The 12,868-nt window shown below is 69.8% G+C and carries 14 protein-coding genes; 7 read left to right on the forward strand and 7 right to left on the reverse strand.

Features of this window, described 5'->3' with window-relative positions; genetic code table 11:
• Nucleotides 1–7: 7 nt before the first annotated feature.
• From fabG to gmk, 6 genes are all read left to right on the forward strand, one after another.
• Nucleotides 8–748 carry a 3-oxoacyl-[acyl-carrier-protein] reductase gene (fabG, locus tag RMN86_RS11780; protein WP_309606032.1) on the forward strand — a complete coding sequence of 247 codons (741 nt, stop codon included), beginning with the start codon at nt 8–10 and terminating at the stop codon, nt 746–748.
• A gap of 125 nt (nt 749–873) precedes the next feature.
• Entirely contained in the window at nt 874–1,116 is a 243-nt protein-coding gene (locus tag RMN86_RS11785) for an acyl carrier protein (RefSeq protein ID WP_309606033.1), read from the forward strand.
• A gap of 95 nt (nt 1,117–1,211) precedes the next feature.
• Nucleotides 1,212–2,498 (forward strand): beta-ketoacyl-ACP synthase II, encoded by a 1,287-nt coding sequence (gene fabF, locus RMN86_RS11790; RefSeq protein ID WP_309606034.1) that lies wholly within the window; start codon nt 1,212–1,214, stop codon nt 2,496–2,498.
• Nucleotides 2,495–3,514, forward strand: coding sequence for an endolytic transglycosylase MltG (mltG, locus tag RMN86_RS11795; protein ID WP_309606035.1), 1,020 nt, complete (start codon nt 2,495–2,497; stop codon nt 3,512–3,514). Before fabF ends, mltG begins: the two co-directional genes overlap by 4 nt.
• Nucleotides 3,514–4,395, forward strand: a complete 882-nt coding sequence (locus RMN86_RS11800; RefSeq protein ID WP_309606078.1) for a YicC/YloC family endoribonuclease — start codon at nt 3,514–3,516, stop codon at nt 4,393–4,395. Before mltG ends, RMN86_RS11800 begins: the two co-directional genes overlap by 1 nt.
• Nucleotides 4,385–5,068 (forward strand): guanylate kinase, encoded by a 684-nt coding sequence (gene gmk, locus RMN86_RS11805; RefSeq protein ID WP_309606036.1) that lies wholly within the window; start codon nt 4,385–4,387, stop codon nt 5,066–5,068. The genes RMN86_RS11800 and gmk overlap by 11 nt, the downstream gene beginning before the upstream one ends.
• Before the next feature lie 33 nt (nt 5,069–5,101).
• On the opposite strand, the gene RMN86_RS11810 is transcribed toward gmk, so the two are convergent.
• On the reverse strand, nt 5,102–5,812 hold the full coding sequence (locus tag RMN86_RS11810) for a hypothetical protein (RefSeq protein WP_309606037.1): 711 nt from the start codon (nt 5,810–5,812) through the stop codon (nt 5,102–5,104).
• A 36-nt stretch (nt 5,813–5,848) separates the two neighbouring features.
• A complete protein-coding gene (locus RMN86_RS11815; RefSeq protein ID WP_309606038.1) occupies nt 5,849–6,439 on the reverse strand; it encodes an OmpA family protein in 591 nt (196 codons plus the stop codon).
• Between the two features lie 167 nt (nt 6,440–6,606).
• Here RMN86_RS11815 and RMN86_RS11820 point away from each other — a divergent pair, with 167 nt between their 5' ends.
• The gene (locus RMN86_RS11820; protein ID WP_309606039.1) at nt 6,607–6,786 is read left to right on the forward strand and encodes a hypothetical protein; all 180 of its coding nucleotides are present in this window, start codon (nt 6,607–6,609) and stop codon (nt 6,784–6,786) included.
• On the opposite strand, the gene RMN86_RS11825 is transcribed toward RMN86_RS11820, so the two are convergent.
• The 5 genes from RMN86_RS11825 to RMN86_RS11845 form a co-directional block, all read right to left on the reverse strand.
• Nucleotides 6,783–6,968 (reverse strand): hypothetical protein, encoded by a 186-nt coding sequence (locus RMN86_RS11825; RefSeq protein ID WP_309606040.1) that lies wholly within the window; start codon nt 6,966–6,968, stop codon nt 6,783–6,785. The two genes, RMN86_RS11820 and RMN86_RS11825, sit on opposite strands and share 4 nt — an antisense overlap.
• Before the next feature lie 13 nt (nt 6,969–6,981).
• Nucleotides 6,982–7,785 (reverse strand): enoyl-CoA hydratase/isomerase, encoded by an 804-nt coding sequence (locus tag RMN86_RS11830; RefSeq protein WP_309606041.1) that lies wholly within the window; start codon nt 7,783–7,785, stop codon nt 6,982–6,984.
• Nucleotides 7,786–7,860: 75 nt separating this feature from the next.
• The gene (locus RMN86_RS11835) at nt 7,861–8,916 is read right to left on the reverse strand and encodes a diguanylate cyclase (RefSeq protein ID WP_309606042.1); all 1,056 of its coding nucleotides are present in this window, start codon (nt 8,914–8,916) and stop codon (nt 7,861–7,863) included.
• 95 nt (nt 8,917–9,011) lie between these two features.
• Nucleotides 9,012–10,718, reverse strand: coding sequence for a DEAD/DEAH box helicase (locus tag RMN86_RS11840; RefSeq protein ID WP_309606043.1), 1,707 nt, complete (start codon nt 10,716–10,718; stop codon nt 9,012–9,014).
• Between the two features lie 181 nt (nt 10,719–10,899).
• Complete coding sequence (locus RMN86_RS11845; protein ID WP_309606044.1) at nt 10,900–12,852, reverse strand: PQQ-binding-like beta-propeller repeat protein; 1,953 nt, start codon at nt 12,850–12,852, stop codon at nt 10,900–10,902.
• Nucleotides 12,853–12,868 lie beyond the last annotated feature (16 nt).

Genomic DNA, 12,868 nt, shown 5'->3' on the forward strand with positions numbered 1-12,868 from the left:
TGTCCCCATGTTTGATCTGACCGGCAAGACCGCCCTCGTCACCGGGGCCACGGGCGGCATCGGCGCCGAGATCGCCCGAGTGCTGCACGCGCAGGGCGCCTTTGTCGTGCTGTCCGGCACCCGCGAGGCGGTGTTGCAGGCACGCACGGCGGAGCTGGGCGCGCGCAGCGCCGCGGTGGTGGCCGACATCTCCCAGACGGCGGCAGTGGACGGATTGATCGAAGCGGCTGAGGCCGCCGCCGGGGCGCCGATCGATATCCTGGTCGCCAACGCCGGCATCACCCGTGACGGACTGCTGGTGCGGATGAAGGACGAGGACTGGTCGCAGGTGTTGAAGGTCAATCTGGAGAGCTACTTCCGGCTCTGCCGCGCCGCCACCAAGGGCATGATGCGCCGCCGCTCCGGTCGGATCATCGGCATCACCTCGGTGGTCGGGGTCATGGGCAACGCGGGCCAGGCCAACTACGCCGCCTCAAAGGCCGGGATGATCGGCTTTTCGAAGGCCCTTGCACAGGAGGTGGCCACGCGAGGGATCACCGTCAACTGCGTGGCGCCGGGCTTCATCGACAGCCCGATGACCGATGGCCTGACCGACGGCCAGAAGACCCAGATTCTGTCGACCATCCCCACGGGGCGGCTGGGGTCGGGTTCGGATGTCGCGGCGGCCTGCGCCTATCTCGCCAGCGCGGAAGCCGCCTACGTCACCGGCCATACGCTGCACGTCAATGGCGGCATGGCGATGATCTGAGGGCCTCGCCTTCGCATGCGGGAATATGCTAACGCGCCATCGACTTTGGCGCAGCCGGGCTGTTGTGGTTGACTTCGCGACCGGGCTCGCCGATGCAACGCTGGAATTACAAGAGGGACCACCTAATGTCCGACGTCCTAGAACGCGTCCGCAAGATCGTCATCGAGCACCTGGACGCCGATCCGGAGAAGGTGACCGAAAAGGCCAGCTTCATCGACGACCTGGGCGCCGACAGCCTCGACAATGTCGAGCTGGTCATGGCCTTCGAGGAAGAATTCGATATCGAGATTCCCGATGACGCCGCCGAGCACATCCAGACGGTGGGCGACGCTGTGAAGTTCATCGCAGAACGCCTAGGCGCCGCTTAAATATTTGATTCGGTTAAAGGTTTTTGGACCGCCGGGTCAGGGGTGAGCCCCGGCCCCGGCGGTCTTCCTTTGAGGATCGCCCGCTGAGGACCGCCATGCGTCGAGTCGTCGTCACCGGTATCGGCCTGATCACTCCCCTGGGCCAGGGGACCGAACTCACCTGGGCGGCGATCCTGGCCGGCCGGTCCGGGATCGGCAAGGTCACTACCTTCGAGATCACCGAGGACTATGCCTGCCGCGTGGCGGGCGAGGTGCCTCGGGTCGACGGGCGGGGCGGCGGCGGCCCGGAGGTCCCGGGCTCCTTCGATCCGGACCAGACGCTTTCCGCCCGCGATCAGCGCCGGGTGGACGATTTCATCCTCTATGCGATCGCCGCCGCCGACGAGGCGGTGAAGGATTCCGGCTGGCAGCCGCAGACCGACGCCGACCGGGAGCGGACCGGCGTGATGATCGGCTCGGGGATCGGCGGGCTCGCCACCATCGAGCGGACCTCGATCGAGCTGTACGAAAAGGGCCCGCGCCGCGTATCGCCCTTCTTCATTCCCTCCGCCCTGATCAATCTTGGCAGCGGCCAGGTGTCGATCCGCTATGGGTTCAAGGGTCCGAATCATTCGGTGGTGACGGCCTGCGCCACCGGCGCCCACGCCATCGGCGACGCGGCCCGGCTGATCAAATACGGCGACGCCGACCTGATGCTGGCGGGGGGCGCGGAGGCCGCGATTTGTCCGGTGGGCATGGCGGGGTTCATTTCCGCGCGGGCCATGTCGACCGGCTTCAACGACACGCCGGAAAAGGCTAGCCGGCCCTATGACAGGGACCGCGACGGCTTCGTCATGGGCGAGGGCGCCGGCGTGCTGATGCTGGAGGAGTACGAGCACGCCAAGGCCCGGGGCGCGAAGATCTATGCCGAGGTGGCCGGCTATGGCCTGGCCGGCGACGCCTATCACATCACCGCGCCGGCCGAGGACGGCGACGGCGGGTTCCGGGCGATGAAGGCGGCGCTCCGCGACGCCGGGGTGGAGATGAGCCAGATCGACTACATCAACGCCCACGGGACCTCGACCCCGCTTGGCGACGAGATCGAACTGGGCGCGGTGACCCGCCTTCTGGGGGACGCGGCGGCGAAGGCGACGATGAGCTCGACAAAGTCGGCCACCGGGCACCTTCTGGGCGCCGCCGGGGCCATCGAGGCGGCGTTCACCTGCCTGGCGATCCGCGACCAGATCGCGCCGCCGACCATCAACCTCGACAATCCGTCCGTCGAAACCGCCATCGACCTCGTGCCCAACAAGGCCAAGCCGATGAAGATCGACATCGCGCTCTCCAACTCTTTCGGGTTCGGCGGCACCAACGCCTCGGTGGTGTTCAAGAAGGTCACATGAGCCGGCGGCGTCCGCCCGTGCGCCGCCGTCGGGCTCTGCCGCGGACGCTGAGCGGCGGGGTGGTGGCGCTCTTTGTGGCCATGACGCTGGTCTCAGGCTGGGCGGTGTGGAGCTATCGCGGCCCCGGCCCGACGGCCAGGTCGGGATCTGTGACCCATATGGTCCTGACCCGCGGGTCAGGCGCCGGCCAGATCGCCACGGCGCTGCGGGCGGCCGGCGTGATCCGCTCTCGCACCCTGTTCCTGCTGGCTGCGCGCCTGGTGAGTGGACATCCCAGCCTCAAGGCCGGCGAATATGAATTCCCGAGCGGCGTCTCGATGGCCCGGGTGCTGGCCGACATCCAGGCCGGCCGCGTCGTGCGCCGGTTCGTGGCCGTGCCCGAGGGCTGGACGAGCGACATGGCGGTCGAGGCCGTGCGCGCCCAGCCGGTGCTGACGGGTCAGGTCGCCACGCCCCCGGAAGGCTCGATCCTACCGGACAGCTACCAGGTCGAGCCCGGCGAGGACCGCGCCGCCGTGGTCGCCCGAATGCGCGCGGCGCGCGACGCCCTGCTGGCGCAGCTGTGGGCCGGTCGCGCCAACGACCTGCCGCTGAACACGCCCGAACAGGCCGTGACGCTGGCCTCTCTGGTGGAGAAGGAAACCGGACTTCCCGCCGAGCGGCCAAGGATCGCCGCGGTGTTCGAAAACCGCCTGCGCGCCGGCATGAAGCTGGAGAGCGACCCGACTGTGATCTACGGCGTCTCGAAAGGGCGGCCGCTGGGACGCGGCATCACGTTGCGGGAACTGCTGACGGCGACGCCCTACAACACCTATCGCATCATCGGCCTGCCGCCGACGCCGATCGCCAATCCGGGCCGCGCGGCGCTGGCCGCGGTGCTCAATCCGCCAAAGAGCGCCGAGCTGTTCTTCGTCGCCGACGGGACCGGCGGACACGTCTTCGCCTCGACCTACGCGGAGCATCAGGCGAATGTCGCCCGGTGGCGCGGCATCGAGCGCGCTAAGGCGGGGAAGTGATCATGATATCCGGCATGACCGGCTTCGGGCGGGCCGAGGGGGCGCTGGACGCCTGGAGCTGGGCGGTGGAGGCGCGCTCGGTGAACGGCCGGAACCTGGAGGTTCGGTTTCGCGGGCCGCCGGGGTTCGAGGGCCTGGAGCGGGCGGCGCGCGAAGGGGCTCAGGCGCGGTTCCAGCGCGGACAGCTGACCGTTGGCCTGCAGGCCAAGCGCTCGGAGGGCGCGGGCAGCGTGCGGCTCAACCTCGAACAGCTGGAGCGGTATCTGGCGGCGGGCGCGCCCTATGTAGCGGCGGGCCTGGCGACGGCGCCCAGCCTCGACGGCCTGCTTGGGCTGCGCGGCGTGATCGAGGCGGCTGACGAGGTGGAGGATCCCGAAGTCCTGGCCGCCCTGGAGGCCCGCATGGCGGCGTCGATCGGCGTCGCGCTGAACGGCTTGGCGTCGGCCCGGGGCGAAGAAGGCGCGGCGCTCCTAGGCGTTCTGGACGGGTTCGTCACCCACATCGGCGCGTTGACCGGTCACGCCGAGACGCTGGCCGGCGGCCAGCCCGCGGCGATCAAGGCGCGGTTCCAGAGCCGGCTGATCGAACTGGCCGGCGCCGCGGCGAGCGAGGAGCGGATCGTTCAGGAGGCCGCCGCACTGGCCGTCAAGGCCGACGTCCGCGAGGAGCTCGACCGGCTGAAGGGCCACGTCGCTACAGCCCACTCGCTCCTCGCAACGAGCGGTGGTGTCGGGCGCAAGCTCGATTTCCTGACCCAGGAATTCATGCGCGAGGCCAATACCCTGTGCTCCAAATCGGCCTCGAGCGCCTTGACCGCGGTCGGCCTGGACCTCAAAGCCACCATCGAGCAGTTCCGCGAGCAGGTGCAGAATGTCGAATAGCGGACCGGTCGCGCCAGGCTCGGGCGGAGACGATTCCGCCAAACCCTGGGAGACCCAGCGGCGCGGGCTATTGCTGCTGGTGTCGAGCCCGTCGGGCGCGGGCAAGACCTCGCTGTCGCGCCGGCTGGTGGCCGACCACCTGGACCTCATCCTGTCGATCTCGGCGACCACGCGGGCGCCAAGGCCGGGCGAAGAGCCCGACCGGGAGTACTATTTCAGGACCCGAGCGGCGTTCGACGCGATGATCGCCGACGGCGAGTTCCTTGAGTGGGCCGACGTCCACAACCACCGCTATGGCACGCCCAAGGGTCCGGTCGAGGCAGCGCTGGCGGCCGGCAAGGACGTGCTCTTCGACATCGACTGGCAGGGCGCCCGGTCTATCGCCGAGAAGATGCCCAACGACAGTGTCCGGGTGTTCGTGCTGCCGCCGTCGTGGTCGGACCTGTCGCGACGGCTGCACGCCCGCGCCCAGGACAGCGACGCGATCATCAACCTGCGCCTCGAGCGGGGGCGGGACGAGATCACCCACTGGGACGAATACGACTATCTGATCGTCAACAAGACCTTCGACGGCGCCTACGCCGACCTCGGCCACATCTACCGCGCCGAACGGATGAAGCCGGGCCGTAACCCGTGGCTGCCGGCCTTCGTGCGGGGGCTGGCGGAGGAGTAGGGGCGACCTATCGACGCGTACTATGGTGACGCGTCAGTGCGGCAGCAGCAGGTCCGACCAGCGCCAGGTATCTGACCCGACGACGAGGCGCGACCCGCCCGGGCCGTCGGCGAGGGACAGTTGGACGAGGCCGCGCACCGGCTCGGTGCGGCAGGCGACGGGGGCGAAGGCCACCTCCCACATGATCGCCTCGCGCACCGCGGCCAGGCCGTTGCCCTCCTGGCCGGCGTGGCGCACCCAGTCGCCGTTCCAGACCCGGATGGCCCTGCGGGGTCCCGAGGCCTGCGCGGTGTCGGCGACGGCGGCCTGGACGCGGCGATCCTTGCGCAGGGCGGCCTGCAGCCAGCGGGCCATGTTGCAGCCGCCGCCCGCGCCGCCGGTCTCGGCCGTCCCCGCGAGGGCGAGTTCAGCGTCGCTCACCTCGGCGGCGCCGAAGGTGGTGGGACGCTGGCTGGCTGGCTCGGGCCTGAGGTCGGCGCGCGCGGCCGTGCGCCGGACGATGTTGCGCGGCGGCGGCGGCGTGGGCGCCACGGCCTCGACAGGCGTCGGCGCTTCGGGGGCGGCGGCTATCGGCGGGCGCGGCGGATCGACCAGCCGCACGACCATTGGCTCGGCCTCGATCACACGCGGGGGAAAGGTCTGGGCCGACAGCAGGGCGAAGACCGCCGCCAGGTGGCCGGCGACACTGAAGGCCGCGATCAGCAGCCGGCGTTGGGTCGCCCACGGACGTGAAGTCCGCGCCACGATTGCCACCGGAGCGGGCGGGGTCGCCCGCTCCACCTAGGTAAGAACGATCAGCACCACGCGCCGGTTGGCCTGGCGGCCGACGCGGTTGTCATTGGGCGCCGCCGGCGCGTCGGCGCCATAGGAGATCGTGCCGATCCGGTTCAGCGCCACGCCGTGCTCATTGAGGTAGCGACGGACGGCCTCGGCCCGTTCCTCGCCCAGCCGATAGTTGCCTGCCTTCGAGCCGCTGGCGTCCGTGTGACCCTGGACCTCGACATAGACGTTGCGGTTGTCGGCCTTCAGCTTGTCGACGAAGGCGTCGAGCCGGGACTGGGCTTCGGGCGACAGCGAGGCCTTGGACACCGGGAATTTCATGCTGTCGTCGCTCAGCACCATGGAATAGACGAACTTGCCCTCGGCGAGCTTGCCGGCGGCCTGCGCGCGCTGCAGCGCCTCCTTGGCGGTGGCGTCCAGACCGACCAGGCTGGCGTCCTGGGCGGTGACGTGGGTCGACACGCCGTCGACCCGCGTGGCCAGCGCCCCGACCTCCTCGGCGACGTATTTCTTGGTGGCGCATCCGCCCAGGCTCACCACGCCCAGGGCCATCGCCCCGGCGACCATCACGCTCGACGCACGCTGGATCATGTTAAAGTCCCTCCCTATCGACGTCTCGACGCCGGCGTTTCGTTGTCAACGCGGCAATAGATCGGATGCGAAGGGGGCGGTTTCTGGGCGCAGCGTTGCCGTTGCGGCGCTGCGGCGTGACGCCCGTGGGGCGATGACTTCCCCCGGCGCAGGGGTCATGATCGGGCATGGACCCCGAACGCCCGCCCGACATCGACGCGGAATACCGACTGATCCACGGACCCTGGCCGCGATGGGCGCTCCAGCTCGGCCTGGTCAAGCTCGCGCTATGGACGGCGACCGTGGTGACGGCGCTGTGCCTGCTGGCCTTCGCCGGCGTGGCGCTGGTGCTGGTGCTGAAGAGCTAGCGCCGGCGGCGCGACCAGACCATGAGCACAGCGCCGCCAAGGGCTATGCATGCGCCGTAGAGGGACCATTTCAGGTCACCGTTCATGAAGCTCTTGCCGGGCATCAGGTTGAACCCCTGCAGGATCCACACCCCGCCCAACAGCACCGCAAGCAGGCCCAGGATGGTCAGGACGAGGCGCATCGACGGGGGCTCCTTAGCGGCCCTTGAATTCAGCCGGGCGTTTCTGGGCGAAGGCCATGATGCCCTCGCGGGCGTCCTCGGTGCGGCCCGCGTCGCCCTGCCGGTAGGCCTCCTGCTCGACCTGGTCGTGCCAGGCGGAGTCAAGCGAAGCCCAGATCAGGTTGCGGGTCAGGCCGAGCGAGGCGGGACCGTCGGCCAGCTGTTTGGCCAGGGCCAGGGCCGTGGGCATCAGTTCGGCGTCGGGGACGCAGCGGTTGATCATGCCCCAGTCGAGCGCGGTAGCCGCTGGAAGCTTTTCGCCCAGCAGGGTGAGCTCCATGGCCCGCGCCTTGCCGACTAGGCGCGGCAGCAGGTAGGTCGCCCCGCCGTCCGGCACCAGGCCGATGCGCCGGAACGCCTGCAGGAAATAGGCGCTTTCCGCGGCGACGATCAGGTCGCAGACCAGCGCCAGGGATGCGCCCACGCCGGCCGCGACGCCATTGACCGCGGCAACCAGCGGCTTGGGCGACTTGCGCACCGCGCTGACGAAGGGGTTGTAGATTTTCAGCAGGGCCTGGTTCGGACCGCCCGGAGCGTCGGTAACGCGGCTGCCCCCGCCGCCCGACAGGTTGGCGCCGGAGCAGAAGCCCCGACCCTCGCCGGTGATGACGATGGCGCGCACGGCGGCGTCGCCGATGAACCCCTCCATGGCCGCGTTCAAATCGGCCATCAGGTCCATGCCGGCGGCATTGAGGGTGGCGGGGTCGTCGAGGGTGATGATGCCGATACGGTCGCGGACCTCGGTCCTGACCTTTGCCGCTCTCGTGGCGCCGTCCATGGGTGTTCCTCCGCCGGGATTTTTATCGTCCCGATCTAACCGACCCTAACCCAGCGGCAGGCTAGCAGAAAGCGTTCAGGCGGCGGCGACGGCGGCGAGGGGCTGGGAGGCGGTCGTGCAGTTGCGCCCGGCGTGTTTGGAGGCGTAGAGCGCCGCGTCGGCGCGCGCCACGAGGCTCGAGGCGCTCTCCCCGGACAGCCGCTCCGCATAGCCCGCCGAGACGGTGACCGCGCCCAGATCCTCGTTGGTCGACCTGCGCTTGAGCGAGCGTGACGAAATCTCGAGGCGGATTTCCTCCAGGACGCCAAGCGCGATCCGGCCGGTCTCCGCCGGGAAAATGACCGCGAACTCCTCTCCGCCATAGCGGGCGGCCAGGCGCGGCGCGGCGCCCATCCGGCCGATGACGCTGGCCACATAGCGCAGCACCTGGTCGCCGATCTGGTGGCCCCAGGTGTCGTTGAAACCCTTGAAGTGATCGATGTCGAGGAGCGCCAGGGTGACCGTCTCGCCAGCCGCCTCGGCTTCGTCGCACATGGCCGTCAGGCTTTCGTCGAAGGCCTTGCGATTGGTCAGGTTGGTGAGGCCGTCGGTCATGGCGTCGCGGCGAACCTGATCCAGGCTCTCGCGAAGGCGGCCGAGTTCGCCGCGGGTGTCTGCGAGCTGGGATTCCAGCCGGCGGTTGTCGGCCTGCACATTTTGCGTGGCCGCGGTGAGGTCCTCGACCACGGCCTTCATCTGAGCCTCGTCGCCCGAGAGCCGTTCCGAGGCGGTGGCCAGTTCCTGGCCGTAGGCCTCGCTGGATTTCTGGGCGGTTTCGATGGCCCGGGTGACGGTGCTCAGTTCCTTGGACAGGGCGTCGCCGGCCTCCAGGATGCCGCCATTGACCCGTGCGTCGGGCATGAACTGGGCGGCCAGCGCCTCGCCCATGGTCTCGGTGATCGGCTCGCCGGACGCGATCAGACGGTCGATCTCCTGCGCCAGGGGGCTGGTGGATTCCGACACGTAGCAGACCCAAAGCTCGAAATTGCGCACGGTGGGCCAGACATGGTGGATCTCCATGACCTCGAGCGCCTTGCGGGCGAGGTCATAGGCCCTGGGGCCGCGCAGCAGGGTCTGAATTTCCGCCGACATCTCGCTTACCCCGATCCGCGGCGGGCTCCGCGATGTGGGCCGCCTGCGGGCGCAAGACTAGCTCGGGAAGGCCGAACGTCGGGTTAAGGGGCAGGCTAGTCCTCAGACCGCGCGGGTGGCGGCTTGGAGAGGAACGCCGGGACGTCGCGGCCGAAGCCGACGACGCCGTCATCGGCCTCGACACGATCCTGGCGGCCGGGGTCTCGCCGGCCCTGATCCTGTCGTCCGTGATCCGGGCGCGCCTCGCGGCGACCGCGCTCGGGTCGATCGCGCGACGAAGGCTGCGGCTCGGCCAGCGGTCGTGGCTGCCGCTCGCGTTCGGGCGGGCGGGGTGAGGGCGCCGGTGTCGCGGCCTCCACGGCGGGCGCGGCGTCCTGCCTCGCCTCAGGTTGCGCGGGGGATCGCGCCTCGGACCCGCCACGGCCCCGGCCCCGGGAGCGCGACCGCTCGCGCGCCGGACCATCCGGTTGGGCCCGGAGTTCCGGCGCGGGCGCGGGCGGCGGAGCGGTGGCGGGATCGAAGGGGGCCATGGCGGCGACCTCGCCGTGGACCGGCACGGGGCGCGGCCGGCGATCGCGGTCGCGGCTGGCTGGCGCGCCACGGCTGGAACCGCCCCGGCCGCCGCGCTCTCCGCCTCGGGCGTTGCGCGGCTCGTCCTTGATATTGGCCCAGTCGAGATCGAGCACGATCTCCTCCGGCGCCTTGCCGATCAGCTTCAGCACTTTGTCGAGGTTGCGGGCGTCGGCCGGGGTGACGATCATAAAGGTCTGGCCGGAGCGGCCCGCGCGGCCGGTGCGGCCGATGCGGTGGACGTAGTCGTCGGCGTGGTGCGGCACGTCGAAATTGAACACGTGGCTGACGTCGGGGATGTCCAGGCCCCGGGCGGCGACATCGGAGGCGCAGAGCAGTTTCAGCGAGCCGTTGCGGAAGCTCTCCAGGGTGCGCATGCGGGTCTGCTGGTCAAGGTCGCCGTGGATCGGGGCGGCGTCCAGGCCGTGGGTCTTCAGCGACTTGGCGACGATGTCGACTTCGGACTTGCGGTTGCAGAAGATGATGCCGTTCTTGACGTTGGCGCGGCCGATCAGCTCGCGCAGCGCCGTGCGCTTGGCCTTCTGGTCCTGGGTGGGAATACGCACCAGATACTGGGTGATGGTCTCGGCGGTGGTCGCCGGCCGCGAGGCCTCGATGCGCACCGGGTCCTTGAGGAACTGCTTGGTCAGCCGGGTGATCTCCGGCGGCATGGTGGCCGAGAAGAACAGCGTCTGCTTCTTCGCGGGCGTCAGCTTGAAGATCCGTTCCAGGTCGGGGATGAAGCCCATGTCGAGCATGCGGTCGGCCTCATCGACCACCAGCATCTGCACGCCGGTCATCAACAGCTTGCCGCGTTCGAAGTGGTCGAGCAGGCGGCCGGGCGTGGCGATCAGCACATCGACGCCGCGGTCGAGCTTGAGTTCCTGGTCGTTGAACGACACCCCGCCGATCAGCAGCGCCCAGGACAGCCTCTGGCCTTTGGCGTAGCGCTCGAAGGAGGCGGCGACCTGATCGGCCAGTTCGCGGGTGGGCTCGATGACCAGGGCGCGGGGCATGCGCGCCCGGGCCCGGCCGGCGGCCAGGCGGTCGATCATCGGCAGGGTGAAGGCCGCGGTCTTGCCGGTGCCGGTCTGGGCGATGCCCAGCACATCCTGGCCATGCAGGGCGTGCGGGATGGCCTCGGCCTGGATCGGCGTGGCGGTGGTGTAGCCGGTGTCGGCGACCGCCTGAAGGGTCGCGGCCGACAGGCCCAGTTCAGAGAATTCGGTCATTTTGCCTGAGGTCGATACGGTCGGTGGGACCGTCGTGGCCCCGGGATGGCTGCCCCAGCGCCGTATGCGCCGCAGCGGCGCGCGGACGAAATTCGCCGCGCGCGCCGGACCATACGGCGAGCGACGCCCAAGTCAACGCGCGGGTCGTCAGAAGGCGCCGGGAAAGCACAAACCCGCGCGGCTACTTCCCGTCGACCGAATAGGCCAGCAGCACATTATTGCCGTTGCCGCCAGTGTTGGCCGCGCCGTTGAAGCCGCTCATCACAAACACCCGGCCGCCGGCGATGGCGGCGCCCAGGCCATCGAGGCTGCCGCCCGGCTGGCCCTTGACCCGGTTGACGGTGTCGTAGGTGCGCGAGGTGGTGGAGTCGGCCCAGATCACCTTGCCGCTGGTCGGGTCATAGGCGCGGAACCAGCCATCGAGGGCGCCGGAGAACACCGCGCCAGGCATCACCGAGGGGGCCTGCGACTGGGCGCGAATGCAGGCGCCGCCGCTGAGGTCGCGCGAGCGGTCGCCGGCGTAGTGGCAGGGCGCGACGGGCGACGGCGTGCGCCACAGCACCTTGCCGCTGGCGGGATCCAGCGCGTAGAGGCCAGGCGTCGCCGGCGGCTGCTTTTCAGCCATCGGCGACTTGCCCAGCGGGCGCAGGTATTCATCGATCAGGTTGATGGTGTCGGCGTTGGCGACATAGAGCCGCTTGCCGTCGGCGGCCATGCCCCACTCGATCCCGCCCAGCGCCGAACCGCCGCCGACCCTGGTGCTCCACAGCGTGCGGCCTGTGTCGGGGTCCATGCCATAGGCGACGCCGGATTTCTGGCCGGCCAGCAGGATGTCCCTGCCAGCTTTTCCGCCGGTCCGGGGCGCCAGCTTGAACAGGATCGGCGAGGCGCCGAAGTCATAGTCCGGCCCGTCCGGGCTCGGGCAGTTGGCGGGTTTCACCGCATCGGTGCAGCCGACGATGAAATTGTCCCGCTCGGTGACCTGGTTGGACCAGCGAATCTTGCCGGTCGCGGCCTCGACGGCGACGATGGCGTCGGCGCCCTTGGTGTCCACGTCGGTGTAGCTGTCGCCGGTGGCCACATAGACCAGGCCGCGCTTGGCGTCGTAGGTCGGCGCCGACCAGATGGCGCCGCCGGCCGGGCCTTGCAGCATGGTCCCGAGCGCGTTCCTATGGGTGGGGCGCAGCGGCTCGGGCAGCACCACGGTCTTCCACAGGGTCTTGCCGGTCGCCAGGTCCAGCGCCACCAGCGCGCCCTGGAAGCTGCAGCAGGGATAGGTCGGCGGGATCGCCGCGCCTTCTTCGCCGGAGGTCAGCGGAACGAAGATCCGGTCGCCGGCGACCAGCGGGCTGCCGGTGATCCCGGCCACCGCGTTGGCATCCAGCACCGCCGAGCGCCAGATGTCCTGGCCGGTCTGGGCGTCCAGCGCGCGGACGGTGCGGTTGCGCTCACCGATGAAGGTGGCCCAGCCGCTGGGCGCAACGCTGGACTTGACGATCATCGGCGTGGTGCGCGAGACCGCGCCTTCGACCACCCAGCGCACGCAGCCGGTGGCCGGGTCGAGCGCATAGAACTTGCCCGAGCGGTTGGTGATGAACAGCCAGTCGCCGATGACGGTCGGCATCGAACCGCCGGTCATGGTGAAGGCCCACTTGACCTTGAGTTTCGCCACGTCCGCGACAGTCAGCCCGGGCCGGGCCTGATAGCGGTGAGAGGTCTCCAGGCCGACACTGGTCCAGTCCGAGCCCGAGGGCTTGATCGGGGGGTTGACCTCGCACTTCACATCGACGCCGACGGGCGAGGGCTGCGGGCGGCGCCGGCCCGCCTGGGCAATGGGCGGAGACACAGCCGCGCCGGTGAGATAGGCGGCGACCGCTTGGCGGTCAGCCTCGGAAAGTCCCGCCGCCATCGACTTCATCACGCCGGTCGTCAGCGCCTCGATGATCGCGCCGGCGGGCAGGGTGGCGAGCGTGGCCCGGTCCGGCGCCCGTTCGATCGCCGGCTCATGGCAGGACTTGCAGCGCGCGCTGAACACGCTTTCGCCGATGGCCGGGGTCTGGGCGTGCGCCGCGACGGGAAGGCCGAGAATGCAGGCCAGGCTTGCCGCCACGGCCAGATTCGTTTTGAAGCTCATTCCCCACCTTTTCTGC

It is taken from the genome of Phenylobacterium sp. (assembly GCF_031360265.1).
In the GTDB taxonomy this organism is placed as follows: domain Bacteria; phylum Pseudomonadota; class Alphaproteobacteria; order Caulobacterales; family Caulobacteraceae; genus Phenylobacterium.

What these genes read in the sequence shown, in the direction of transcription:
- fabG (WP_309606032.1), top strand. Translation starts at nt 8, where the DNA reads ATGTTTGATCTGACCGGCAAGACCGCCCTCGTCACCGGGGCCACGGGC.
- RMN86_RS11785 (WP_309606033.1), top strand. Translation starts at nt 874, where the DNA reads ATGTCCGACGTCCTAGAACGCGTCCGCAAGATCGTCATCGAGCACCTG.
- fabF (WP_309606034.1), top strand. Translation starts at nt 1,212, where the DNA reads ATGCGTCGAGTCGTCGTCACCGGTATCGGCCTGATCACTCCCCTGGGC.
- mltG (WP_309606035.1), top strand. Translation starts at nt 2,495, where the DNA reads ATGAGCCGGCGGCGTCCGCCCGTGCGCCGCCGTCGGGCTCTGCCGCGG.
- gmk (WP_309606036.1), top strand. Translation starts at nt 4,385, where the DNA reads ATGTCGAATAGCGGACCGGTCGCGCCAGGCTCGGGCGGAGACGATTCC.
- RMN86_RS11815 (WP_309606038.1), bottom strand. Translation starts at nt 6,439, where the DNA reads ATGATCCAGCGTGCGTCGAGCGTGATGGTCGCCGGGGCGATGGCCCTG.
- RMN86_RS11820 (WP_309606039.1), top strand. Translation starts at nt 6,607, where the DNA reads ATGGACCCCGAACGCCCGCCCGACATCGACGCGGAATACCGACTGATC.
- RMN86_RS11825 (WP_309606040.1), bottom strand. Translation starts at nt 6,968, where the DNA reads ATGCGCCTCGTCCTGACCATCCTGGGCCTGCTTGCGGTGCTGTTGGGC.
- RMN86_RS11830 (WP_309606041.1), bottom strand. Translation starts at nt 7,785, where the DNA reads ATGGACGGCGCCACGAGAGCGGCAAAGGTCAGGACCGAGGTCCGCGAC.
- RMN86_RS11835 (WP_309606042.1), bottom strand. Translation starts at nt 8,916, where the DNA reads ATGTCGGCGGAAATTCAGACCCTGCTGCGCGGCCCCAGGGCCTATGAC.
- RMN86_RS11840 (WP_309606043.1), bottom strand. Translation starts at nt 10,718, where the DNA reads ATGACCGAATTCTCTGAACTGGGCCTGTCGGCCGCGACCCTTCAGGCG.
- RMN86_RS11845 (WP_309606044.1), bottom strand. Translation starts at nt 12,852, where the DNA reads ATGAGCTTCAAAACGAATCTGGCCGTGGCGGCAAGCCTGGCCTGCATT.